This window comes from Streptomyces sp. NPDC052721, from assembly GCF_040678315.1.
Classification (GTDB): Bacteria; Actinomycetota; Actinomycetes; order Streptomycetales; family Streptomycetaceae; genus Streptomyces.
This window is the reverse complement of record NZ_JBFATL010000014.1, coordinates 123,850-144,417: the sequence shown is the minus strand read 5'-3', so window position 1 is coordinate 144,417 and position 20,568 is coordinate 123,850. Positions and strand designations below refer to the sequence as shown.

Genomic DNA, 20,568 nt, shown 5'->3' with positions numbered 1-20,568 from the left:
CCTCGTCCGGTCAGCCGTCCGTCAGGCGCACTCGCTCGGTGGGGTCGGCGCCGGTGAGCACCCGGCCGCCGTCGGCCGTCTCGGCCTTCAGCCGGAGGGAGATCGTGTGGGTGACGGCCGTCGTGCCGGTCGCCTTGCCGTTCGCCGACACGACCCAGAACTTCACTCCGCCGCCGGCCTCCAGGCTGTCGGTGACGGCGACCTGGAGATTCAGGTCGACCGACTCGACGTGGAGCCGCACCGCGTGTCCCTCGGCCTCCTGCGTGGCCTGGGCCAGTTCGTCGCGCAGCGCCTTGAGGGCGTCCGCGAGCCCGATCTCCACCGTTGTGCCTCCCCCGACGATCGTCCTGACGTGCCGTCATCGTAGCCGCGGGCGATTCCCCGCCGAAGGCGAACGGCGCGTACGGGGCCGCCGGTTGCCGGTGGTGCGTACCGGCGGCTGCGCCGCGGCCGTTGTCCACAGCTGTGGAAAAGAGGTGTCGAGGTGTCCGTCAGGAGGCGGCCGGTTTCCAGTCCCCCAGCCTGCGCGCCATGCCCCGCCCGGACTGAGAGCCGGGTCAGCCGGCCGGTGTCTCCGGCGGCGGGGTCGGCGCCCCCGGCAGCCGTACGGTCGCCACCGTGCCGCCGCCCTGGGCGGGGGCCAGGGAGACCTCGCCGCCGGCCTGCTTCACCGTACGGGCGACGATGGACAGGCCGAGGCCCGAGCCCGGCAGGGCACGGGCGCTGGGCGAGCGCCAGAACCGGTCGAAGACGTGCGGGAGTTCGTCCTCGGCGATGCCGGGACCGTGATCGCGGACCGTCAGCACGCCCTCGCTGAGCCGCACCTCGACCGTGCCGCCCTCGGGGCTGAACTTCACCGCGTTGTCCAGGACGTTGACGATCGCCCGCTCCAGCGCGGAGGGCTCCGCCCGGACGAACCAGGGCTCCAGGTCCGCCGTGATCGACAGCTCGGGGCCGCGCAGCCGGGCCCGGCGCAGGGCCGCCTCGACGGTGTCCTGGAGGGCGACCACCTGGACGCGCTCGCCGCGCTGCTCCTCGGAGCGGGACAGCTCCTGGAGATCGCCGATGAGCGCGGCCAGTTCGGTCATCTGCGCCTTCACCGAGGCGAGCAGCGCCTTGCGGTCCTCGGGCGGGATCGGGCGGCCCGTCTCCTCGCTGCGGGTGAGCAGTTCGATGTTCGTCCTGAGCGAGGTCAGGGGCGTACGCAGTTCATGGCCGGCGTCCGCGATCAGCTGCTGCTGGAGGTCGCGGGAGCTGGCCAGCGAGGCGGTCATCGAGTTGAACGACCGGGACAGCCGGGCCACCTCGTCCTCGCTGACGTCCTCCACGGGGATGCGGATGGTCAGATCCTCCGTGCGGGCCACGTGCTCCACGGCCTCGGTGAGCTTGTCGACGGGGCGCAGCCCGGCCCGCGCCACGGCGAGGCCCGCGGCACCGGCGCCGACGACTCCGACGGCGGAGACGAGGAGGAGGACCAGGGCGAGGTCGTTGAGGGTCTTCTGCGTGCTCTTGAGCGGTACGGCGATGAGCACGCCGACGTTGGGTCCGCGCCCACCGGTCAGGGTCGCGGTGGGGCCGACGGGCTTGGTGAGCACCCGCAGTTCGTTGCCCTCGTCGTCGCTCCCGTTGCGGAAGTAGAGGATGCTGGGGTCGAAGTGCTTGATCTCGGTCTTGTCGGCCTGAGTGACCTTGATCTTGCCCGAGGCTGCCCCGAAGAGACAGACCGTGCCGTCCTCCGTGACCAGCTGGGAGTACCGGTCGCGCAGCAGGAAGCTGTTGGCCTGCGGGGTGTCCGTGCAGTTGTCGAGGGTGAACTGCAACTGGTCCGTCTGCGTCGTGTTCCGCAGGGACTTCTGCAGATCCTCGTCGAGCTGGTCGTACAGCTTCCGCTCCACGATGAACCAGCAGGTCACCGAGACCGCCGCCACCGCGAACGCCACCGCCGCCGCGACCAGCATCGCCAGTCGCGCGCGCAGCGGCAGCGCCCGGTACCGGCGCGTCAGCTGCCTCACTCGGCGCCGCCCTGCCGCAGGACGTAGCCCACCCCGCGCACGGTGTGCACCAGCCGCGGCTCGCCGCCGGCCTCGGTCTTGCGGCGCAGGTACATGACGTAGACGTCGAGGGAGTTGGAGGAGGGCTCGAAGTCGAAGCCCCACACCGCCTTCAGGATCTGCTCACGGGTGAGCACCTGACGCGGATGTGCCATGAACATCTCCAGCAGGGTGAACTCCGTGCGGGTCAGTTCGACGGGCCGGCCGCCGCGCGTGACCTCCCGGGTCGCGAGGTCCATGCGCAGGTCGGCGAAGGTGAGCGCCTCGTCCGCCTGGGCCTCGGCGGACACCGCCGCCGCGTAGGAGCTGCGGCGCAGCAGGGCGCGGATGCGGGCGAAGAGCTCGTCCAGCTCGAACGGCTTGACCAGGTAGTCGTCGGCGCCCGCGTCCAGGCCGGTGACCCGGTCGCCGACCGTGTCGCGGGCGGTGAGCATCAGGATCGGGGTGGTGTCCCCCGCACCCCGGATGCGGCGGGCCGCGGTCAGCCCGTCCATGCGCGGCATCTGGATGTCCAGCACGACCAGGTCCGGCTGGTAGGCCGTGGCCTTCTCCAGGGCGTCCGCGCCGTCGACGGCGACCTCGGTGTCGTACCCCTCGAAGGCGAGGCTGCGCTGGAGGGCCTCGCGTACGGCCGGCTCGTCGTCGACGATCAGGATGCGCTGGGGGTCACGGTCGCCTTCGGCGGGACTCATCGCTCGCGTTTCCTCGGGGTGCGGTGGGCGGGAGGCCGGTCTCCCGGCCGGTGGTCGGTGTCGTCCGGCCGGGGGTGGGGGTCTCCCGGCCGTGGGCGGTGTCTCTCAGCGTCCCATGCGCGGGGGCCGGGGACACGCGCGCCGGTCAGACCCGGACCGTGTTCAGGCGGTGCAGCGGGACCTTGCGGCGGTGCGGACGGGCGGCGGAGGTGCGCAGGCCCATCAGCTGGGGGACCGGCGTCACGGGCGGGGCCACCTCGGGAGCCCGGGGCGCCGGGACGGGCACGTGCAGCTCGGACACGATGGACAGGGCCAGGGTGAGGCCGGCCGGACCACGCTCACTGAAACGGTGGGGGACGTGCTTGATCATGACCTGCTCCTTGCACTCGGTGTTGCTAGCTGTCGGAGCCCGCCCGCAGCTTGGCCAGGTCGGACTTCACCGTGTCGATGGGGATGGCGAAGCCGAGGCCGATGCTGCCCGCGTCCGAGGACGAGGACGCCTGCGAGGCGGAGGAGTACATCGCGGAGTTGATGCCTATGACGTGACCGCTCGCGTCGATCAGCGCACCGCCGGAGTTGCCGGGGTTGAGGGACGCGTCGGTCTGGATGGCCTTGTAGGTGGTGGTGGACGAGCCGGTGTCGCCGTTGAACTCACGGCCGCCGAACTGGAAGGGCCACTGCCCCTCGCCGCCCTGGCCCTGTCCCTGGTTCTCGTCGGTGGAGACGGTGACGTCCCGGTTGAGGGCGGAGACGATGCCGCTGGTGACCGTGCCGGTCAGGCCCTCGGGGGAGCCGATCGCGACGACCGTGTCGCCGACCTGGACGCTGCCCGAGTCACCGAGCGCCGCCGCCTTCAGACCGGAGGCGCCCTTCAGCTTGATCAGCGCGAGGTCCTTGGAGCTGTCGGTGCCGACGACCTCGGCGGTGTGGCTCTTGCCGTCGCTGGTGCGCACCTTGACCGAGGTGGCGCCGGAGACGACGTGGTTGTTGGTGACGATCTCGCCGTTCGACGTGATGATCACGCCGGACCCGGTGGAGGAGCCGTTCGGGAGCGTCGCGTTGATCTCGACCACGCTCGGGCTGACCGCGGCGGCGATGGCGGCGACGTCGCCCTTCTTGCTCGACGGCACCACGGTGGTGGTGCTGCCCGCGGTGGCGACCGTGTCCTTGCCGGTCAGCTCCTGGAAGGCGTACGCCGTGCCGCCGCCGACCGCCGCCGCGACGATCGCGACGGCCGCGAGCAGGGCCATCGGTCCCCGGGTGCGCTTCTTCCCGGGCTCGGGGGCCGCGACCGCCGGCTGGTACGGCGGCGGGGGCGGCCACTCGGGGTTCGGGGGAGCGGAGTAGGAGTGTGGCTGCTCGTAGGTGCCCTGGCTCTCGGTCATGACAGAAGAGTCCCCCGTGACCATGAGAGCTTCCTGAGTGCCGCCTGAGAAGCCCGGCAGAACCTCGTTTGCCCGATATAAAGAGGCTCGGGACGGCGAGGCTCGGGGCCGGGCCGGCGGAGCTACACGCAGCCGCAGCTCGTGCGCACCACCAGCCGCGAGGGGAACGTCTTCAGCCGCTCGCGCCGGGACCCGGCGATCCGCAGGCCGTCGTCCAGCACCAGGTCGACCGCCGCCCGGGCCATCGCCGAGCGGTCGGAGGCGACCGTGGTCAGCGGCGGGTCGGCGAGCGCGGCCTCCTTGATGTCGTCGAAGCCCGCCACCGCCAGCTGCCCGGGCACGTCGATGCGCAGCTCGCGCGCGGCCCGCAGCAGGCCGATGGCCTGGTCGTCGGTGGAGCAGAAGATCGCGGGCGGCCGGTGGGGGCCGGAGAGGACGTCCAGGGCCACCCGGTAGGCGTCGTAGCGGTTGTACGGCGCTTCGAACAGCCGGCCCTCGGTGGACAGGCCCGCCTCGGCCATGGCCCGCTTCCAGCCCTCGACGTGGTCGGAGACCGGGTCGCCGACGGCCGGCGTCTGCGCCGTACCGCCCATACAGGCGACGTAGTCGTAGCCGTGCTCCAGCAGGTGGCGTACGGCGAGCTGGGCGCCGCCCAGGTCGTCCGTCACCACGGCGACGTCGTCGATGGCCTCCGGGCGCTCGTGCAGCAGCACCACCCGGGCGTCCCAGGCGTCGATCTCGGCGGCGGCCAGGTCGTTCAGGGCGTGCGAGACGAGGATCAGGCCCGAGACGCGCATGCCGAGGAAGGCGCGCAGATAGTGGACCTCGCGCTCGCCGATGTAGTCGGTGTTGCCGACGAGGACCATCTTCCCGCGCTCGGAGGCGGCCTGCTCGACCGCGTGCGCCATCTCGCCGAAGAAGGGCTGGCGGGCGTCGGGGATGATGAGGCCTATGAGGTCCGTGCGCCGGGAGGCCATCGCCTGGGCGACCCGGTCGGGCCGGTACCCCAGTTCCTTGATCGCGGCGAGGACACGCTCGCGCGTTGCCGGGGCGACCGGCCGGGGTCCGTTGTTGATGACATAACTGACGACGGCTGTGGAGGTTCCAGCCAGCCGTGCCACGTCATCCCGAGTCACCTTGGCCACGCGCGGAGTCTACGCGGATTGACCCGCGCTGGGCAGGGCGTATCACATGGCGGCTGTGCGATGACCATGCCCCGCCCGGGCGCCGCCCATGCGTCCGCTGTGGGCCGGCTACGCCTCCGCGTGGACCTCGGTGCCCTCCAGGACGGCGGTCGCGTCCGCATCCTCCGGCTTTGCCCCGCCCGCCTTGGCCTTGGCCTCCTCGGCGGACCGGTCGGTCTTCTCCGGCGTAACGAATCGATAACCGACGTTCCGGACGGTTCCGATCAGCGACTCGTGCTCGGGGCCGAGCTTGGCGCGCAGCCGCCGTACGTGCACGTCGACCGTGCGGGTGCCGCCGAAGTAGTCGTAGCCCCACACCTCCTGGAGCAGCTGGGCGCGGGTGAAGACGCGGCCCGGGTGCTGGGCGAGGTATTTGAGCAGCTCGAACTCCTTGAAGGTCAGGTCCAGGACCCGCCCCTTGAGCTTGGCGCTGTACGTCGCCTCGTCCACCGAGAGATCGCCGTTGCGGATCTCCATCGGCGAGTCGTCGTTGACGATCTGCTGGCGCCCCATGGCGAGCCGCAGCCGCGCCTCGACCTCCGCCGGACCGGCGGTGTCCAGCAGGACGTCGTCGATGCCCCAGTCGGCGGTGACGGCGGCGAGGCCGCCCTCGGTGACGACGAGGAGCAGCGGACAGCCGGGGCCGGTGGAGCGCAGCAGCTGGCAGAGGCTGCGCACCTGGGGCAGATCGCGCCGGCCGTCGACGAGGATGACGTCGGCGCCCGGGGTGTCGACCAGGGCGGGCCCCTCCGCCGGAGCGACCCGCACGTTGTGCAGGAGCAGGCCGAGGGCCGGAAGCACCTCCGTCGACGGCTGGAGGGCGTTGGTCAGGAGCAGCAGAGAACTCATACGTCTGGTTCCTCCTCGGTCCCTGCGAGGACAGTGCGGACGGGTACTGCTCTGCGATCCCGAAGGCCCCGTACACCGGCGGTCACCTGAGGTTTCCCGCTTCGTATACAACGCTTCCGAAAGCACAAAAGGACCCGGGGGCTACGCTGCCCGAGTCCTCTGCCCAGCAGAATAGCCCACATGAGCAACCGTCCGGCAGGTCATGGGGCACGTTCCACCGTTCGTCCGAATTGCGAGACAGGCAGACGGGGTCCTATCCGGACGTTTCTGCGCACGGCTGACGGAATTCCGATCGATTCCGTATACGATCCGCCTCCCGCCGTATACGACGCCCGTCCGGACGCCTCCCGGCCGGCCTCCCGTGACCTGGTGTTCGTCATCGCGCACGGCTTCACCGGGGACGTGGACCGCCCGCACGTGCGCCGGGTGGCGGGCGTCCTGCGCGGCTACGGCGCCGTCGTCACCTTCTCCTTCCGGGGCCACGGCCGCTCCGGCGGGCGGTCCACGGTCGGTGACAAGGAGGTCCTGGACCTCGACGCCGCCGTGGAGTGGGCGCGCGACCTCGGGCACGCGCGCGTGGTGACCGTCGGCTTCTCCATGGGCGGCTCGGTGGTCCTGCGGCACGCGGCGCTGCACGGCGGCACGGACGCCGTCGTCTCCGTCAGCGCACCGGCCCGCTGGTACTACCGGGGCACGGCCCCCATGCGCCGCCTGCACTGGCTGGTCACCCGGCCCGAGGGCCGCCTGGTCGGCCGCTACGGCCTGCGCACGCGCATCCACCACCGGGACTGGGACCCGGTCCCGCTCTCCCCGGTGCAGGCGGTCCCGGAGATCGCCCCGACGCCCCTCCTGATCGTCCACGGCGACCGCGACGGCTACTTCCCGCTGGACCACCCCCGGATGCTCGCTGAGGCGGCCGGCGAGCACGGCGACCTCTGGGTCGAACCGGGCATGGGCCACGCGGAGCACGCGGCGGACGACGCCCTGATGGCCCGGATCGGGGACTGGTCGGTGTCGGCGGCGGGCTAGCCTGACCCACACTGTCCTTATCGTTCTCTTGTTTGTTCTTGTCCCTGCCGTCGATTGAGGATTCAGATGCCCAAGGTCACGGTGCGCTACTGGGCCGCCGCCAAGGCCGCGGCCCAGGTCGCCGAGGAGCCGTACGAGGCGGACACGCTGGCCGACGCGCTGGCCGCCGTGCGTACGCGACACCCCGGTGAACTCACCCGCGTGCTGCAGCGATGCTCCTTCCTCGTCGACGGTGACCCCGTCGGGACCCGCGCGCATGAGACGGTACGGCTGGCCGAGGGCGGCACGGTCGAGGTGCTCCCGCCGTTCGCAGGAGGGTGAGCGATGACCAACCAGCCGTATCAGGGCGGCCCCTACGAGGGTGACGACCCGTATCAGCAGCAGTGGCCCGCGCAGGAGCCGCACCACGGGCAGCCCGGCCACGACCCGGAACTCACCCAGCAGTGGCAGGGCCAGACCTGGGAGACGCAGACGCACGCGCCGGTGCCGGCCGCGGAGACGGCGTATCTGCCGCGACAGGAGCAGCAGGCCGGGTATCAGCAGGCGGGGTACCAGCAGCCGGGGTACCAGCAGCCGGGGTATGCGCAGCCCTCTTACCAGGAGCCGCGGTACCAGCAGCCGCCGCAGAACCAGCAGTATGCGGAACCGTACGCGGGGATGCATGAGGGGACGTACGGGGGAACGCACGCGGGAGTGGGAACGTACGCGCCCGCGCCGAACCCCGAACCGGTACCCGCGCCCGCGCCGGCCCCCGCGGCCGCCGCCGCGCCCGCGTCTCCGGCAGACCCGGAGGCCGGGCCGGCCTACGGCCCCGCCACCCTCGCCGGCAACGCGCGGATAACCGATGCCCAGCGGGCCCGGCTGGAGGGCCGTTCCCCGGTCATCGAGCCCGGCATGCAGCCGGCGCTGCTCACCGCCGTGCTGGGTCTGCTCCTCGCCGCGGCGGCACCCGTCGCCTCGTACGCCCTGGTCGTGCCGCTGGTGCTGCTCCAGGCGGTGACGGCCGCGGGCTGGTTCCGGCTGAACGGCATGTGGCCCGCCCGGCAGGGCATCGCGCTGGCCTTCGCGGGCGCGCTGACGTCCGACGTGGCGGTCCTGGCGGCCGGCCGTGACCACGCCCTGGTGGCCATCCTCGGCCCGCTCGGCCTCTGGGTCCTGCTCTCCCTCGTCCTCCAGCTGCGCTCGCACGCCTCGCCGGACGAGCGGATGTACGGCCTGATGGCTACGGTCGCCTCGTCGGCGCTCGCGGTCCTGGCCACCGGGTACCTGGCCGCCGACCCGCACGCGGTCGCGGTCGGCGCGGCGGCGGTCGCGGTGGCCGTCCTGGCCCGTGCCCTGCCCCTGCCGGCCCCGGTGTCGGTCGCGGTCGCCCTGCTGGCGGCGGCGGGCGCGGGGATCGCCGTGGGCGGCATGACCGACTTCGGCACGAAGGGGGCGCTGCTGGGCGCCGCCGCCGGAGCGTGCGCCCTGATCGGCCACCGGGTGGCCAGCTACGACTACCCGTCCCGCTTCGTCCACTTCACGGCCGGCGTGGCCCTGCCCCTGTCGGCGGCGGCACCGGTGGTGTGGGTCCTGGGGCGCGCCCTGGGCTGAGGTCGGGGGCGGGCCAGGGTTCCGTCGGGGGCATCCCGGATGTCCCGGCGCGCGGGCGGGAGAAAGATCGATCACATGACTTCTCTCTCCCGACGCGCCTTCACGGGCATGGGCGCAGCCGCCGCTCTGACGCTGGCCACCGCGGGCCTCGCCGCTCCGGCGACGGCCGCGCCGAGCACGGACCCCACCGCCCTGGACCCCACCCCTTTCGACCCCGCCGCCTTACGCGCCGCGATCAGCGATCTCTCGCATCCGGAGGCGACCGCCTCCCAGCTGCTGGTGGAGCGGCGGAGCAGCCGTTGGTACGGCACGGCGGGCACGGCCGACCCGGCGAGCGGCCGGTCCGTACGGGCGGACGACCGCTTCCGCGCGGGCAGCGTGACGAAGGCCTTCGTGGCCACGGTCCTCCTGCAACTCTGGGCGGAAGGCCGGGTGGATCTGGACGCCCCGATCAGGCACTGTCTTCCCGGCCTCGCCCTGCCCTCCCGCTTCGACCGCGTCAAGGTGGCGCATCTGCTCCAGCACACCAGCGGGCTGCCCGACCACCGGGGCCTGCCGGACCTCGGCACACCGGAGGCGGTCCTGCGCCACCGCTTCGACCACTGGACACCGCGGGCCCTGGTCGCCACGGTGACGCAGGACCGCCTCAAGTTCACTCCCGGCCGCGCGCAGGAGTACCGGGGCGTCAACTACGTGTTCCTCGCCCTCCTGACCGAGGAACTGACAGGCCGCCCCTACGGCGAGGTGATCGCCTCCCGGATCCTGCGGCCCCTGGGACTGACCGGCACGCGGATACCGGGCGACGATCCCCGCCCGCACGGCCCGCACGTCCACGGCTTCCTGCGCATGACGGACGGCAGCCTGCGCGACGTCACGGTCTACGACCAGTCCGCCGCCTGGGGCGAGGGCGAACTGGTCTCCACCGCGCAGGACCTCTTCCGTTTCCAGGAGGCCCTGTTCAGCGGGGTGCTCCTGCCGAGGCGGGCGCTGAGGAAGATGGTCACTCTGCCCCCGCCCACCGTGCGCATGCTGAACGGCACCCCGGCCCGCTACAGCATGGGCCTGCAGGCGGCCACGGTGAACGGCACGACCTTCTGGGGGAAGACCGGGGAGACCTACGGCTACCGCACCCGCGTGTTCGCCACCTGCGACCTGTCGACCCGCTTCGTGCTGTCCTACACGCCGACCGCGCTGAACGCGGGGCAGGACATGATCAGCCGGGTGGTCGACGTGCTCACCGCCTGAGCCCCGCGCGGGGCTACGGCTCGACCACGACCTCCTGCGCCGCCGCCGTCTCTCCGGCCAGGAGCCGCGCGTCGACCGGGACGTTCCGCTTCACCAGTGCCAGTGCGACCGGCCCCAGCTCGTGGTGCCGTACCGACGTCGTCACGAAACCGATCTTGCGGCCCTCCGGGCCCTCGTCCGCGACGCGGATCTCCGTGCCGGGCACCGGGAGATGGACGTCGCTGCCGTCCAGGTGCAGGAAGACCAGCCGGCGCGGCGGCTTGCCCAGGTTCTGCACCCGGGCGACGGTCTCCTGACCCCGGTAGCAGCCCTTCTGGAGGTGCACGGCCGTGCCGATCCAGCCCAGCTCGTGCGGGATGGTGCGGTGGTCGGTCTCGAAGCCGAGCCGGGGCCGGTGCTGCTCGACGCGCAGCGCCTCGTAGGCGAGGAGCCCGGCGGCGGGCCCGTGGGAGGCGGCGAACTCCTCCAGGCCGGCACGGGGCAGGAAGACGTCACGGCCGTACGGCGTCTCGCGTACGACGACCCCGTCCGGCACGTCGGCGATCGAACCGGCGGGCAGATGCACCACGGCGATGTCGGCGGTGCGGTCGGCGACCTCCACCCGGTAGAAGAACTTCATCGACTCCAGGTACGCGATCAGCGCGTCCTGGGTGCCGGGCTCCACGTGGGCCCAGACGGTCGTGCCGTCGTCCACCAGGTACAGGGCGTGCTCGATGTGCCCGTGCGCGGAGAGGATCAGTGCCTCGGTGGCCTCTCCGGCGGGGAGTTCGCTGACGTGCTGGGTGAGCAGCAGGTGCAGCCAGCTCAGCCGGTCCTCGCCGCTGACGGTGACGACACCGCGGTGCGAGAGGTCGACGAAACCGGTGCCGTCGGCGAGGGCACGCTGCTCGCGGAACAGGTCGCCGTAGTGGGCGGCGACACCTTCGTCCGCACCCTCGGCGGGGACGGCGCCGGGCAGGGACAGCAGGGGGCTCTTCATACCGCAAGCCTACGACGTGGTACTTGAACCCTTCAGGGAACAGTCCTGGCAGCGGCCGAAGATCGCGAAGTGCTTCATGTCGGTGTCGAAACCGAACTGCCGGCGCAGCTTGTCCGTGAACTCCGCGGCCACGTCCACGTCCGCCTCGATGACGTTGTCGCAGTCCCGGCACACCAGGTGCAGATGGTGGTGGCGGTCGGCGAGGTGGTAGGTCGGGGCACCGTGCCCGAGGTGGGCGTGGCTGACCAGGCCCAGTTCCTCCAGCAGCTCCAGCGTGCGGTAGACGGTGGAAATGTTGACCCCCGACGCCGTCTTCCTCACTTCCACGAGGATGTCGTCGGGGGTCGCGTGCTCAAGGGTGTCCACGGCTTCCAGGACAAGCTGCCGCTGCGGCGTCAGCCGGTAGCCGCGCTGCCTGAGGTCGCTCTTCCAGTCGGTGCTCACCACACCGACGAGTCTAGAGCCACCGGGCGCGTGCCCACTGGACGAAGGCGGCCTACTTGAAGAAGGCGATGCCGTCGTCCGGGAGGTCGTCGGGGAGGGCCTTCGCCCAGCGCTCGACGTCCTCGGGGGTGACGACCTTCTTCAGCTGGGCCGACATGTAGGGGCGCAGCGGGACCTCGGGGGTCTGCTTCTCGCCGACCCACATCAGGTCGCTCTTGACGTAGCCGTAGAGCCGCTTGCCGCCGCTGTACGGGCGCGAGTCCGCGATGCGGGCGACGGCGTCCGTCACCAGGTCGATCTGCGGCTTCTTGTCGGCCATCTCGCCGTACCAGATCTCGATCACGCCGTCGTCGCGGGTCATCGTGACCTCGACCTTGCGGTCGGGGCGGATCCGCCAGAAGCCGGACTCCGACTCCAGCGGGCGGACCTTGTTGCCGTCCTGGTCGAGCACCCAGGTGCGGGAGCGGTACTCCAGGAAGTCCCGGCCGTCGTGGGTGAAGCTGACCTCCTGCCCGAAGTTGCACTTCTCGGCGCCGGGGAAGTCATGCACGCCCGCGCCGGCCCAGTTGCCGAGCAGGAAGGCGAGCGGGACGAGGTCCTTGTGCAGGTCGGACGGGATCTCGATCATGAGCGGAAGCTTTCGTGGGTGTGGATCAGCGCTGGCCCTGGTACAGCTTCTTCACGGTCAGACCGGCGAAGGCGAGCACGCCGACGCAGACCAGGACCAGCAGGATTTCGAAGAACGTCTCCACGGGTGCTCCTTGAGCGGGGTGAGCGGACGACAGAGCCGCAGCCCAGCTTACGCGGCCGGGCCGGGGCGCTCTGTGCGAGGGGCGGCACCGCCGAGGGCTACGCTTCCCGCATGGCGAAGAAGCTCGTGATCAAGGTGACGGCCGGGGCGGACGCTCCCGAGCGGTGCTCGCAGGCGTTCACGGTGGCCGCGGTGGCCGTGGCCAGCGGGGTCGAGGTCTCGCTGTGGCTGACCGGGGAGTCGTCCTGGTTCGCGCTGCCGGGCCGGGCCGCCGAGTTCGAACTGCCGCACGCCGCGCCGCTGCCCGATCTGCTGGAGTCGGTCCTCGCCGCCGGACGCGTCACGCTGTGCACGCAGTGCGCCGCCCGCCGGGAGATCACGGAGAAGGACGTCATCGAGGGCGTGCGGATCGCGGGCGCGCAGGTCTTCGTGCAGGAGGCACTGGCGGACGACACCCAGGCGCTCGTCTACTGAGCCGGGGCGCCGAGCTGCCGCGTCCAGAGGCAGAAGGGGTGTCCCGACGGGTCGAACAGCACGCGTACGTCGTCCTGGGGCTGGTGCTCCGCGAGGGTGGCACCCTCCGCCAGGGCCCGCGCCGTCCCGTCCGCCAGGTCGTCGACCTCGATGTCGAGGTGCAGCATCACCTGCTGGTCGCCGGGGTTCCGGGTGGGCCAGACGGGACGGACGTAGTCCCGCTCGGTCTCGAAGGCCAGCGCGACGCCGTCGGTGCCGGGCGCCGGGCCGATGAGCACCCAGTCGGGTTCCTCGGCGCGCACCTCGTAGCCGAGCAGCCGTCGGTAGAAGCCGGCCAGTTCATGAGCGTCGTGCGCGTCCAGCACCACGGTGGAGAGCCTGACGGTCGCCATGCCCGTCTTCTACCGCGGGCGTTTCCTGCCGTCCAGCTCGTCCCACCACTCGTCGGACTGCGGGTCGCCGGAGGGGTCGTCCCACCAGCGGTCGTCCGGGCCCCGGCGGTTGGCGATCATCGCGGCGACCGGCGGGATGACCATGGCCACCACGCACATGCCGACGGCCGCCGGCACCGACCAGATGCGGATGACCCCCCAGGCCAGGACGAAGAGGCCGATGCAGGTCCCCATCATGGCGAAGTAGATGTGCCGACGCCGGGCGTACATACGTCCACTGTAGGTCCGGCGGGACCTGTCACAACTGATCCACAAATTCCGTGCGACCGGGCCCGGCGGGGTTACCGTGACGTATCCGTACCGGATTCCGAACACCGTCGCCGACCCGGGGGAACCACCACATGCGCGCCCTGCGAATACTCCTGATCATCGTCGTGATCCTGGGCGGTCTCTTCGTGGTCGTGGACCGGGTCGCCGTGCACTTCGCCGAGGGCGAGGCCGCGGACAAGCTGAAGGCGACCGAGAACCTGTCCTCGGCCCCGGACGTGGACATCAAGGGCTTCCCGTTCCTCACGCAGGTCGCGGGCGGCTCGCTGGACGACGTCGAGGTCGGCATCAAGGACTACGAGGCGGCCACCGGCAAGCCCGGCCAGACCATCCGGATCGACGACCTGAAGGCCGACATGAAGGGCGTCGAGTTCTCCGGCGACTACAGCTCGGCCACCGCGTCCACCGCGACCGGCACGGCGTCGATCTCCTACGCCGAGCTGCTGAAGACGGCCAGGTCCGAGCCGACCGAGGTGGCTCCCGGCGTCACGGCCCGGGTCGTCGGCCTGTCCGACGGCGGCAACGGGAAGATCAAGGTCGCGGTGGAGGGGACCGTCTCGTCCCTCGGGATCAAGCAGACGGTGTCCGTGCTCAGCTCGGTGGCCGTGGTGAACAACAAGGTCGAGGTGCACGCGGACTCCCTGCCGAAGCTGGGCGCCGCCGCGATCGCCGAGGACCGCATCCGCGAGATCACCGACTTCCAGCAGGTCATCGACCAGCTGCCCGGCGGGATCAAGCTGGACAAGGTGGAGGCCGCGCCGAAGGGCGTGCAGATCAGCGTGAAGGGTTCGGACGTCAGGCTGGCGGGGTAGGGAGACGGACGCGGGGGGCCGGGGAAGGGACCTGCCCGGACCTGCCCGGGACCTGTCCTGTCCGACTGGCGAGACGATGACGTCCGCAGCGCAGATGCGATGACCGGAGCGAGCGCCCGGAGGCCGTGGGGCGGCCTCCGGGTGTGGTGCGTATCCCGCCATTCGGACGATCCCATCTCGCCATGTGACACACCGGTGACACGCCCGCCCGGACGTCCCTACGATCGAGCCCATGAAGCGACAGGCGGATCTCACGAAGCGGCGGGCAGTGGACCTGTGCCGCGTTGCCGCCATGCTCTGTCGCCCCTTCTGAGCGGAAGCCCCGGCTCCCGCGTCTCACCCGCCCTGCTGCCAGGGCATCCGTGCGCCGCTCGGCACCGAGCGCGCCCCCCTTGCTACTCGCACGCCCCGCCGCGACTGCCCCGGAGGAGAAAGAGCATGAGCCGCAGCGACGTCCTGGTCGACGCCGACTGGCTCCAGGAGCACCTGGACGACCCGACCATCGCGATCGTCGAGGTGGACGAGGACACGTCCGCCTACGACAAGAACCACATCAAGAACGCGATCCGCATCGACTGGACCAAGGATCTGCAGGACCCGGTCCGCCGTGACTTCATCGACCAGGAGGGCTTCGAGAAGCTCCTGTCGGAGAAGGGCATCGCCAACGACCACACGGTGATCCTCTACGGCGGCAACAACAACTGGTTCGCGTCGTACGCCTACTGGTACTTCAAGCTGTACGGCCACGAGAACGTCAAGCTCCTCGACGGCGGCCGGAAGAAGTGGGAGCTGGACGCCCGCGAACTGGTCGCCGGCGACGAGGTCCCCGAGCGCCCGAAGACCGACTACAAGGCCAAGGCGCAGGACACCTCGATCCGCGCCTTCCGCGACGACGTCGTGGCGGCCATCGGCTCGCAGAACCTGGTCGACGTCCGCTCGCCCGACGAGTTCTCCGGCAAGCTGCTCGCCCCGGCCCACCTGCCGCAGGAGCAGTCGCAGCGCCCGGGCCACGTGCCGACCGCGAAGAACATCCCGTGGTCGAAGAACGCCAACGACGACGGCACCTTCAAGTCGGACGACGAGCTCAAGGAGCTCTACGCCGAGGAGAACGTGGACCTCGCCAAGGACACGATCGCCTACTGCCGCATCGGTGAGCGCTCGGCCCTGACCTGGTTCGTGCTGCACGAGCTGCTGGGCGTGGAGAACGTCAAGAACTACGACGGCTCCTGGACCGAGTACGGCTCCCTCGTCGGCGTGCCGATCGAGCTCGGCGCCGCCAAGTAACCCCGACCGACCTTCTGGTCAGACCGAGACCCCTCTGGAGAAAGACATGTGTGGAGCGAAGGCCGGCGGCCCGGACGCCTCGACGATCAAGCCCGGTGAGACCACGATCCAGGGCCAGGTGACCCGCGACGGCGAGCCGGTGGTCGGATACGTCCGACTGCTCGACTCGACCGGCGAGTTCACCGCGGAGGTGCCCACCTCCGCGACCGGCCAGTTCCGCTTCTACGCGGCCGAGGGCACGTGGACGCTGCGGGCGCTGGTGCCGGGCGCGACCGCCGACCGCACGGTCGTCGCCCAGAAGGGCGGCCTGGCCGAGGTCGCCATCGCTGTCTGAGCGGGCTCTTGAGGGCCTGTGACGGGCTCAGTGACGGCTGAGGGCCGCATCCCCTGGGTTGGACGCCAGTGGGGGTGCGGCCCTTCGGCTGTGCGCGGGGTTCCGTCAGCAACGCCGGACCGCCGCGAGACCGATCGCCGCGAGCAGCGCGCCGACGCAGAGCGCGGCGAGGAAGCCGCTGACGGCCGCACCGTCGGCCATGGGGCGCTTGCGGCGGCGCCTGGGGCGAGGCGGGGGACTCGGTGCGTGCCGGGGGCCGGAGACGTCGGGCACGGCACGTACCCCGGGAGGAAACCCGGGATGGAACGGCGGGAGCGCGTAAGCCGGCGGCGTCATGGTCCGGTCCCGCGGGGCCGGGTTCTCCTGCTGCCACCGTTTGCAGTCCTCGTACGGCAGGCCGTCCCGCCCGCCCGTCATGCGCGGTGCTCCGTCCGCTGGTGCTGGCGCAGCAGGACGTTCGCGTCGGTCTCGGCGCTGCGGTCGTACGCCACCCGCGCCGCCTCGTGCCGCTCCGCCAGTTCCAGACAGGCGGCACAGCCGGGCACGGGACGCGGTGGCCGGCTCGCCTCGTCCAGGGGCGGCGGCAGCGGCGGAATGCCCCTGGCGCGCTGGTTGACGGCCCGCACACCCGCCCCGATCCGTTCGCGGTCCGTGGCCGGACGCACCCTCTCCGGATCGGCCTGCCACTCCACCCCACCGCCGACGGGGCGCAGCATCACGTAGGGGCCGGCTCTGTCCCGGTACTCGCCGACCTTGTCGGTGGCGGGGTCGTAGAGAAGACGTCCGGGCTCGTGGGACTCCGGCTTCGTCGTCATCGTGGCGGCTCCTTTCCAGAACGCATGTGCGCAACGCGAAGTTGCAGCTACGCTGCGTGTTCGGGCGGTGTCCAAGAGCATGGCGCACGGAAACGGCGTCCGGGCTGTTGAGCGGGCCAAATTCAACGCTGGGCCCGCCAAATTCAACAAATTCAACAGGAGCGCGATGCCACAGCGGTTGGTGATCACGGGACGGAGTCAGGAGCCGAGGGCACGGTTCACCGAGGAGTTACGGCGCCTGAGGAGCGAGCGGGGACTGAGCCTGCGGGACTTGGCGAAGGAGGTCGGCTGGGACGCGTCCCAGTTCAGCAAGATGGAGAGCGGGCAGACGCTGGGCGGACCCGAGGTCGTCCAGGCGCTGGACCAGTTCTACGGGACGCCGGGGCTGCTGACCACGCTGTGGGAACTGGCGATTGCCGACCCGACGCAGTTCAAGGAGCAGTACCGGCGGTACATGATCCTGGAGGCCGAGGCGATCAGCCTTTGGCACTACGGGGTGAGCGCACCACCGGGTCTTCTCCAGACGGCCGGGTACGCGCGTGAGGCGCTTGCGGTGGGCTGGATCGAGGGCCCAGAGCTGGAGCAGCAGGTCGAAGCACGCCTCGGACGACGTCAGTTGCTTGAGGGTGACAGCCCGCCGCCCTTCCGCGCCATCCTCTCCGAGGCGGTACTGCGCACGACGCTGCGCGACATGGGGGCGTGGCGGAAGCAGCTGGAGTACCTGGCGGAGGCTGCCGAGCGCCCCAACATCACCATTCAGGTGCTGCCGTTCAGCGCCGGTCTTCACGGCCTGTTGAACACCGCCGTGATGTTCTTGCGGCTGCTTGACGGCCGTACGGTCGCGTATACGGAGAACGACCTGTGCGGTGAACTGGTCGAAGAAAACGTCTCAGTTGAGCTGCTGCAGCGTAGGTACGATGCGATGCGCGACCTCGCGCTGTCCCCGGCGGAGTCGCGCAAGTTCATCCTGCGGACGCTGGAGGAAATGCCGTGCGAGCCATCGACCTGAGCAGCGTGACGTGGCGTAGGAGCAGCTACAGCAACACGAGCGGCGGCGAGTGCATAGAGGTCTCCGACGACGTCCCCTCTGTCGTCCCCGTCCGTGACAGCAAGGCCCCCGCCCGTGGAACCCTCGTCTTCGGGCCGGAGGCCTGGTCGGCGTTCGTGGACGGGGTCAAGGGGTCCGTCTCCTAGATCTCCAGCAGCACCGTGAACGGGCCGTCGTTCGTCAGTGACACCCTCATCTGCGCTCCGAAGCGGCCCGTCGCCACCGTCGCGCCGAGGGCGCGCAGCTGGGCCACCACCTCGTCGACCAGGGGCTCGGCGATGTCGCCGGGGGCCGCCGCGTTCCAGGTGGGGCGGCGGCCCTTGCGGGCGTCGCCGTAGAGGGTGAACTGGCTGATCACCAGGAGCGGGGCGGCGATGTCGCTGCACGACTTCTCGTCGTGCAGCATCCGGATCGTCCACAGCTTGCGGGCCAGCTGGGCCGCCTTCTCCTTGGTGTCCTCATGGGTCACCCCGACGAGGACGCACAGCCCCTCGCCTTCGATCGCGCCGACCGTCTCGCCGTCCACGACGACGCTCGCGCCGTCCACCCTCTGCACCACCGCACGCATGCGGACCATCATGCCCGGTGTCCCGCACTAGCCCGCACGGGGTCCACTATGGATCTCTTACCGCCCATCTGGGGATGTTCAGGGACACTCGGTCACATTGCGGCCGGTTGGGGTGGCACGATGCTTACCACACGCCGGTCGAGGGGACGGTCACAGCAGATGAGCACACCGAGTACCAGCGAGCGGCTGGGGACGCAGGGGACGTACCACCGGCCGCCCGCCCAGCGAGCCGAAGGCACCACGGGCCCCGCCCTGCCCGCCGAGCCTCCCGAACACGACCTGGTCCGGCTGAGCCTGCCCGAGCTGCGCACCCTGCGCCGCGACGCCCAGCGCGACGAGGCGGACCTCAGCTATGTGCGGCGGCTGCTCCAGGGGCGGATCGACATCCTGCGCGCGGAGCTGGGCCGGCGCGGCCGGGCGTCCGTGCCGGCGCCTGCGGACGGCTCCATGGTCGACCGGCTCCCGGAGATCCTGAAGGACGCCCCGGCCCGGCAGCGCTCCTCGGCCCGCCATGTCACGCTCGGCACCCCGCACAAGGAGGAGTACGGGCAGCTGGCCGCCGAGATGCTCGCCGAGGTCGAGCTGTCCGATCTGACGGCGCGAACGGATCTGGAACTGAGTGCCGCCATGGGGCGGTTGGTCCGCTACGAACAAGAGGTCTCGCGGCGCCGCCAGCGGTTGCAGCGTACGGCCGACGACTGCAGCGGGGAGATCGCCCGCCGGTACCGGGTGGGGGAGGCCCAGGTGGACGATCTGTTGATGTGACCGGCGGCCGACCGGCAGATCGTGGGCCGACGACGAAAGGGCGCCGCCTCGTTCGAGGTCGGCGCCCTGTCTGCTGTGGTTCCCTTCGCGTGCTGGTCATCCGTAGCGAGCTGTTCAGTTGTGGCTGTGCGATGTCGGTATTCAGATGTCGCTGTTCAGTTGTGGCTGTGCGCTCCGGTGGCCGTCCCCTGTCCGGGCTCCCGGCTCCCCTCCGGAAGGGAACCCGATCGGCCAACCACTGGGAAGTTCGACCATGTCCTGCAAGTTGGCTGCCAACTTCACTGTACTTATCTCCGCTGGAATGCGGCTTATAACCAGCTGCCGGGGAACTGCCGGAAGTTGGCGGGAAGTTGTAGGGTTTGTTCGTGGACCCGGAGCACGTCTCCGCCAGTGGGCGGACGGAGCCCCAGCGGCACCGCTCGTCCCACCGCGAGATCGCCGACGAACTCCGCAGCCGGATCAGGTCCGGTGTGCTGCGGCCGGGCGAGCGCATGCCCACGCAGGCCAAGCTCGCCGACGAGTTCGGGGTCGAACGCGGCGCGGTGCGGCAGGCCTTGCGCATCCTGCAGTCGGAGCGGCTGCTCACCAACGTTTCCAAGGGCAGCCCGGCCACCGTGGCGGCGGTCCCGGGGCCGGCGCGCCCTCCGGCGGGCCCGGCCGCGCCGCCGCAGCCCACCATGGTCGGCCTCGCGCCGCGCATCGCCGCCGCCTTCGCCGTCCCGCACGTGCGGATCGACGCCCTCTGTCTGACCTCGGTCTCGCTCACCCTGGCGATCGGCGAGCCGCTGCGGCAGATCCACGCGGGGGAGCTGAAACCGGCCAAGATCGACGTGCGGCTGCTGCTGCCCAGCCGCGACATCGACCTCGCCTTCCCGACGCCGGTGGGCGCCGACGACGGCGGTCTGCTGCACCGGCGGTGGCTGGCCCAGCGCAACGCCCAGGGCCTGGTGCTGCGGCAGAACCTGCTGGCGCTGTGCACCACGCACGGCGTCGACGTCCAGGTCTCCTTCCGGGCGCTGCCGTTCACCCCGCCGGTGAAGCTGTACCTGCTCAACGACTCCGAGGCGCTGTTCGCGTACTACACGCTGAAGCGCCGGGAGCGTCAGATCGAGCACGAGCACGTGGAGCTGTACGACGCCGACGGCACCCGGTCCATGCTGTTCGCCTTCGAGCAGCGGGCCGGACAGCGGGACGCGGCGTTCGTGGAGCAGTCGCGCCTGTGGTTCGAGGCGCTGTGGGAGACGATCAGTTCGGAACTGGTGCTGACGCCCTAGGAGGGCGTCACAGCGCGGGACCGGCCAGCAGGACCGCCAGCAGGACCGCGCCGGCGGAGCTGACGGCCGGGCTCTTGGCCTTGACGCCGACGGTGAGCAGGAGCAGGCCGACGATCCCGGCGGCCCCGAACCGCCACTGGACGAGCTGCTCGAAGCCGACGACGAAGAGGGCGGAGAGGAGCGCGAGGACAGGCATGGACGTTCCCCCTTTCGGTCTGCCAACTTGACCAAGTTGGCAACCAACTCTGATTAAGTTGTCCCCACTTGGCCCCC

General features: G+C 71.1%; 29 protein-coding genes. 13 read left to right on the top strand and 16 right to left on the bottom strand.

From position 1 onward, the window contains the following. Positions 1 to 10: 10 nt before the first annotated feature. The 7 genes from AB0L21_RS16590 to AB0L21_RS16560 all read right to left on the bottom strand — a co-directional run bounded on the left by AB0L21_RS16590 (position 11) and on the right by AB0L21_RS16560 (position 6,161). Positions 11 to 322 carry a trypco2 family protein gene (locus AB0L21_RS16590; protein ID WP_365708728.1) on the bottom strand — a complete coding sequence of 104 codons (312 nt, stop codon included), beginning with the start codon at positions 320 to 322 and terminating at the stop codon, positions 11 to 13. Between the two features lie 235 nt (positions 323 to 557). Beyond that, the gene (locus AB0L21_RS16585) at positions 558 to 2,012 is read right to left on the bottom strand and encodes a HAMP domain-containing sensor histidine kinase (RefSeq protein WP_365784624.1); all 1,455 of its coding nucleotides are present in this window, start codon (positions 2,010 to 2,012) and stop codon (positions 558 to 560) included. Then, positions 2,009 to 2,743, bottom strand: coding sequence for a response regulator transcription factor (locus AB0L21_RS16580; protein ID WP_103809650.1), 735 nt, complete (start codon positions 2,741 to 2,743; stop codon positions 2,009 to 2,011). Before AB0L21_RS16580 ends, AB0L21_RS16585 begins: the two co-directional genes overlap by 4 nt. A gap of 145 nt (positions 2,744 to 2,888) precedes the next feature. After that, positions 2,889 to 3,113 (bottom strand): hypothetical protein, encoded by a 225-nt coding sequence (locus tag AB0L21_RS16575; protein ID WP_365708724.1) that lies wholly within the window; start codon positions 3,111 to 3,113, stop codon positions 2,889 to 2,891. A gap of 25 nt (positions 3,114 to 3,138) precedes the next feature. After that, the gene (locus tag AB0L21_RS16570) at positions 3,139 to 4,128 is read right to left on the bottom strand and encodes a trypsin-like peptidase domain-containing protein (protein ID WP_365708722.1); all 990 of its coding nucleotides are present in this window, start codon (positions 4,126 to 4,128) and stop codon (positions 3,139 to 3,141) included. A gap of 122 nt (positions 4,129 to 4,250) precedes the next feature. Beyond that, complete coding sequence (locus tag AB0L21_RS16565) at positions 4,251 to 5,273, bottom strand: LacI family DNA-binding transcriptional regulator (RefSeq protein WP_365708720.1); 1,023 nt, start codon at positions 5,271 to 5,273, stop codon at positions 4,251 to 4,253. Between the two features lie 108 nt (positions 5,274 to 5,381). After that, positions 5,382 to 6,161, bottom strand: coding sequence for a response regulator transcription factor (locus AB0L21_RS16560; RefSeq protein ID WP_365708718.1), 780 nt, complete (start codon positions 6,159 to 6,161; stop codon positions 5,382 to 5,384). Between the two features lie 180 nt (positions 6,162 to 6,341). On the opposite strand from AB0L21_RS16560, the gene AB0L21_RS16555 reads away from it, so the two are divergent. The 4 genes from AB0L21_RS16555 to AB0L21_RS16540 all read left to right on the top strand — a co-directional run bounded on the left by AB0L21_RS16555 (position 6,342) and on the right by AB0L21_RS16540 (position 10,028). After that, entirely contained in the window at positions 6,342 to 7,190 is an 849-nt protein-coding gene (locus AB0L21_RS16555) for an alpha/beta fold hydrolase (protein WP_365784622.1), read from the top strand. Between the two features lie 66 nt (positions 7,191 to 7,256). Further along, on the top strand, positions 7,257 to 7,511 hold the full coding sequence (locus AB0L21_RS16550; protein WP_030653626.1) for a MoaD/ThiS family protein: 255 nt from the start codon (positions 7,257 to 7,259) through the stop codon (positions 7,509 to 7,511). 3 nt (positions 7,512 to 7,514) lie between these two features. After that, positions 7,515 to 8,783 carry a hypothetical protein gene (locus tag AB0L21_RS16545; protein WP_365784620.1) on the top strand — a complete coding sequence of 423 codons (1,269 nt, stop codon included), beginning with the start codon at positions 7,515 to 7,517 and terminating at the stop codon, positions 8,781 to 8,783. 75 nt (positions 8,784 to 8,858) lie between these two features. Continuing rightward, complete coding sequence (locus AB0L21_RS16540; protein ID WP_365784618.1) at positions 8,859 to 10,028, top strand: serine hydrolase domain-containing protein; 1,170 nt, start codon at positions 8,859 to 8,861, stop codon at positions 10,026 to 10,028. Positions 10,029 to 10,041: 13 nt separating this feature from the next. On the opposite strand, the gene AB0L21_RS16535 is transcribed toward AB0L21_RS16540, so the two are convergent. The 3 genes from AB0L21_RS16535 to AB0L21_RS16525 are packed head-to-tail and all read right to left on the bottom strand — an operon-like array spanning position 10,042 to position 12,079. Beyond that, the gene (locus AB0L21_RS16535; RefSeq protein WP_365708710.1) at positions 10,042 to 11,007 is read right to left on the bottom strand and encodes a folate-binding protein; all 966 of its coding nucleotides are present in this window, start codon (positions 11,005 to 11,007) and stop codon (positions 10,042 to 10,044) included. Between the two features lie 9 nt (positions 11,008 to 11,016). Next, positions 11,017 to 11,454, bottom strand: coding sequence for a transcriptional repressor (locus tag AB0L21_RS16530; protein WP_030653614.1), 438 nt, complete (start codon positions 11,452 to 11,454; stop codon positions 11,017 to 11,019). Between the two features lie 49 nt (positions 11,455 to 11,503). Then, complete coding sequence (locus AB0L21_RS16525; protein ID WP_365708708.1) at positions 11,504 to 12,079, bottom strand: FABP family protein; 576 nt, start codon at positions 12,077 to 12,079, stop codon at positions 11,504 to 11,506. 234 nt (positions 12,080 to 12,313) lie between these two features. On the opposite strand from AB0L21_RS16525, the gene AB0L21_RS16520 reads away from it, so the two are divergent. Continuing rightward, positions 12,314 to 12,676 (top strand): DsrE family protein, encoded by a 363-nt coding sequence (locus tag AB0L21_RS16520; RefSeq protein WP_365708706.1) that lies wholly within the window; start codon positions 12,314 to 12,316, stop codon positions 12,674 to 12,676. Here AB0L21_RS16520 and AB0L21_RS16515 read toward each other — a convergent pair. Then, positions 12,670 to 13,068 carry a VOC family protein gene (locus AB0L21_RS16515; protein ID WP_365784616.1) on the bottom strand — a complete coding sequence of 133 codons (399 nt, stop codon included), beginning with the start codon at positions 13,066 to 13,068 and terminating at the stop codon, positions 12,670 to 12,672. The two genes, AB0L21_RS16520 and AB0L21_RS16515, sit on opposite strands and share 7 nt — an antisense overlap. 9 nt (positions 13,069 to 13,077) lie before the next feature. Next, positions 13,078 to 13,338 carry a DUF3099 domain-containing protein gene (locus AB0L21_RS16510; protein WP_365708701.1) on the bottom strand — a complete coding sequence of 87 codons (261 nt, stop codon included), beginning with the start codon at positions 13,336 to 13,338 and terminating at the stop codon, positions 13,078 to 13,080. A 131-nt stretch (positions 13,339 to 13,469) separates the two neighbouring features. On the opposite strand from AB0L21_RS16510, the gene AB0L21_RS16505 reads away from it, so the two are divergent. The 4 genes from AB0L21_RS16505 (at position 13,470) to AB0L21_RS16490 (ending at position 15,825) form a co-directional block, all read left to right on the top strand. Further along, positions 13,470 to 14,207, top strand: coding sequence for a DUF2993 domain-containing protein (locus AB0L21_RS16505; RefSeq protein WP_365708699.1), 738 nt, complete (start codon positions 13,470 to 13,472; stop codon positions 14,205 to 14,207). Positions 14,208 to 14,439: 232 nt separating this feature from the next. Further along, positions 14,440 to 14,520 (top strand): Ms5788A family Cys-rich leader peptide, encoded by an 81-nt coding sequence (locus AB0L21_RS16500; RefSeq protein ID WP_350751515.1) that lies wholly within the window; start codon positions 14,440 to 14,442, stop codon positions 14,518 to 14,520. Positions 14,521 to 14,645: 125 nt separating this feature from the next. Beyond that, positions 14,646 to 15,491 carry a sulfurtransferase gene (locus AB0L21_RS16495; protein WP_365708697.1) on the top strand — a complete coding sequence of 282 codons (846 nt, stop codon included), beginning with the start codon at positions 14,646 to 14,648 and terminating at the stop codon, positions 15,489 to 15,491. A 46-nt stretch (positions 15,492 to 15,537) separates the two neighbouring features. Then, a complete protein-coding gene (locus AB0L21_RS16490; protein WP_043441578.1) occupies positions 15,538 to 15,825 on the top strand; it encodes a DUF1416 domain-containing protein in 288 nt (95 codons plus the stop codon). A gap of 105 nt (positions 15,826 to 15,930) precedes the next feature. On the opposite strand, the gene AB0L21_RS16485 is transcribed toward AB0L21_RS16490, so the two are convergent. Next, complete coding sequence (locus tag AB0L21_RS16485; RefSeq protein WP_365784614.1) at positions 15,931 to 16,242, bottom strand: hypothetical protein; 312 nt, start codon at positions 16,240 to 16,242, stop codon at positions 15,931 to 15,933. After that, positions 16,239 to 16,640 (bottom strand): hypothetical protein, encoded by a 402-nt coding sequence (locus tag AB0L21_RS16480; RefSeq protein ID WP_365784612.1) that lies wholly within the window; start codon positions 16,638 to 16,640, stop codon positions 16,239 to 16,241. Before AB0L21_RS16480 ends, AB0L21_RS16485 begins: the two co-directional genes overlap by 4 nt. 166 nt (positions 16,641 to 16,806) lie before the next feature. Here AB0L21_RS16480 and AB0L21_RS16475 point away from each other — a divergent pair, with 166 nt between their 5' ends. Further along, complete coding sequence (locus AB0L21_RS16475) at positions 16,807 to 17,649, top strand: helix-turn-helix transcriptional regulator (RefSeq protein ID WP_365784659.1); 843 nt, start codon at positions 16,807 to 16,809, stop codon at positions 17,647 to 17,649. Continuing rightward, on the top strand, positions 17,631 to 17,834 hold the full coding sequence (locus AB0L21_RS16470) for a DUF397 domain-containing protein (RefSeq protein ID WP_365784610.1): 204 nt from the start codon (positions 17,631 to 17,633) through the stop codon (positions 17,832 to 17,834). Before AB0L21_RS16475 ends, AB0L21_RS16470 begins: the two co-directional genes overlap by 19 nt. Here AB0L21_RS16470 and dtd read toward each other — a convergent pair. After that, positions 17,831 to 18,256 carry a D-aminoacyl-tRNA deacylase gene (gene dtd / locus AB0L21_RS16465; protein ID WP_365708689.1) on the bottom strand — a complete coding sequence of 142 codons (426 nt, stop codon included), beginning with the start codon at positions 18,254 to 18,256 and terminating at the stop codon, positions 17,831 to 17,833. The genes AB0L21_RS16470 and dtd overlap by 4 nt on opposite strands. 159 nt (positions 18,257 to 18,415) lie before the next feature. Between dtd and AB0L21_RS16460 the strand changes: the two genes are divergently transcribed. Continuing rightward, positions 18,416 to 19,021 (top strand): aerial mycelium formation protein, encoded by a 606-nt coding sequence (locus AB0L21_RS16460; protein ID WP_365784608.1) that lies wholly within the window; start codon positions 18,416 to 18,418, stop codon positions 19,019 to 19,021. Between the two features lie 359 nt (positions 19,022 to 19,380). Continuing rightward, the gene (locus AB0L21_RS16455; protein ID WP_365708685.1) at positions 19,381 to 20,295 is read left to right on the top strand and encodes a winged helix-turn-helix domain-containing protein; all 915 of its coding nucleotides are present in this window, start codon (positions 19,381 to 19,383) and stop codon (positions 20,293 to 20,295) included. Between the two features lie 7 nt (positions 20,296 to 20,302). Here AB0L21_RS16455 and AB0L21_RS16450 read toward each other — a convergent pair whose 3' ends face one another. After that, on the bottom strand, positions 20,303 to 20,491 hold the full coding sequence (locus AB0L21_RS16450; protein ID WP_365784606.1) for a hypothetical protein: 189 nt from the start codon (positions 20,489 to 20,491) through the stop codon (positions 20,303 to 20,305). Positions 20,492 to 20,568 lie beyond the last annotated feature (77 nt).

Excerpts from the sequence above, each read along its gene's own strand:
- AB0L21_RS16485 (WP_365784614.1), bottom strand. The coding sequence starts at position 16,242 with ATGACGGGCGGGCGGGACGGCCTGCCGTACGAGGACTGCAAACGGTGG.
- AB0L21_RS16545 (WP_365784620.1), top strand. The coding sequence starts at position 7,515 with ATGACCAACCAGCCGTATCAGGGCGGCCCCTACGAGGGTGACGACCCG.
- AB0L21_RS16475 (WP_365784659.1), top strand. The coding sequence starts at position 16,807 with ATGCCACAGCGGTTGGTGATCACGGGACGGAGTCAGGAGCCGAGGGCA.
- AB0L21_RS16535 (WP_365708710.1), bottom strand. The coding sequence starts at position 11,007 with ATGAAGAGCCCCCTGCTGTCCCTGCCCGGCGCCGTCCCCGCCGAGGGT.
- AB0L21_RS16555 (WP_365784622.1), top strand. The coding sequence starts at position 6,342 with ATGAGCAACCGTCCGGCAGGTCATGGGGCACGTTCCACCGTTCGTCCG.
- AB0L21_RS16500 (WP_350751515.1), top strand. The coding sequence starts at position 14,440 with ATGAAGCGACAGGCGGATCTCACGAAGCGGCGGGCAGTGGACCTGTGC.
- AB0L21_RS16560 (WP_365708718.1), bottom strand. The coding sequence starts at position 6,161 with ATGAGTTCTCTGCTGCTCCTGACCAACGCCCTCCAGCCGTCGACGGAG.
- AB0L21_RS16460 (WP_365784608.1), top strand. The coding sequence starts at position 18,416 with ATGAGCACACCGAGTACCAGCGAGCGGCTGGGGACGCAGGGGACGTAC.
- AB0L21_RS16505 (WP_365708699.1), top strand. The coding sequence starts at position 13,470 with ATGCGCGCCCTGCGAATACTCCTGATCATCGTCGTGATCCTGGGCGGT.
- AB0L21_RS16480 (WP_365784612.1), bottom strand. The coding sequence starts at position 16,640 with ATGACGACGAAGCCGGAGTCCCACGAGCCCGGACGTCTTCTCTACGAC.
- dtd (WP_365708689.1), bottom strand. The coding sequence starts at position 18,256 with ATGCGTGCGGTGGTGCAGAGGGTGGACGGCGCGAGCGTCGTCGTGGAC.
- AB0L21_RS16570 (WP_365708722.1), bottom strand. The coding sequence starts at position 4,128 with ATGACCGAGAGCCAGGGCACCTACGAGCAGCCACACTCCTACTCCGCT.
- AB0L21_RS16495 (WP_365708697.1), top strand. The coding sequence starts at position 14,646 with ATGAGCCGCAGCGACGTCCTGGTCGACGCCGACTGGCTCCAGGAGCAC.
- AB0L21_RS16580 (WP_103809650.1), bottom strand. The coding sequence starts at position 2,743 with ATGAGTCCCGCCGAAGGCGACCGTGACCCCCAGCGCATCCTGATCGTC.
- AB0L21_RS16520 (WP_365708706.1), top strand. The coding sequence starts at position 12,314 with ATGGCGAAGAAGCTCGTGATCAAGGTGACGGCCGGGGCGGACGCTCCC.
- AB0L21_RS16575 (WP_365708724.1), bottom strand. The coding sequence starts at position 3,113 with ATGATCAAGCACGTCCCCCACCGTTTCAGTGAGCGTGGTCCGGCCGGC.
- AB0L21_RS16550 (WP_030653626.1), top strand. The coding sequence starts at position 7,257 with ATGCCCAAGGTCACGGTGCGCTACTGGGCCGCCGCCAAGGCCGCGGCC.
- AB0L21_RS16515 (WP_365784616.1), bottom strand. The coding sequence starts at position 13,068 with ATGGCGACCGTCAGGCTCTCCACCGTGGTGCTGGACGCGCACGACGCT.
- AB0L21_RS16510 (WP_365708701.1), bottom strand. The coding sequence starts at position 13,338 with ATGTACGCCCGGCGTCGGCACATCTACTTCGCCATGATGGGGACCTGC.
- AB0L21_RS16540 (WP_365784618.1), top strand. The coding sequence starts at position 8,859 with ATGACTTCTCTCTCCCGACGCGCCTTCACGGGCATGGGCGCAGCCGCC.
- AB0L21_RS16490 (WP_043441578.1), top strand. The coding sequence starts at position 15,538 with ATGTGTGGAGCGAAGGCCGGCGGCCCGGACGCCTCGACGATCAAGCCC.
- AB0L21_RS16525 (WP_365708708.1), bottom strand. The coding sequence starts at position 12,079 with ATGATCGAGATCCCGTCCGACCTGCACAAGGACCTCGTCCCGCTCGCC.
- AB0L21_RS16450 (WP_365784606.1), bottom strand. The coding sequence starts at position 20,491 with ATGCCTGTCCTCGCGCTCCTCTCCGCCCTCTTCGTCGTCGGCTTCGAG.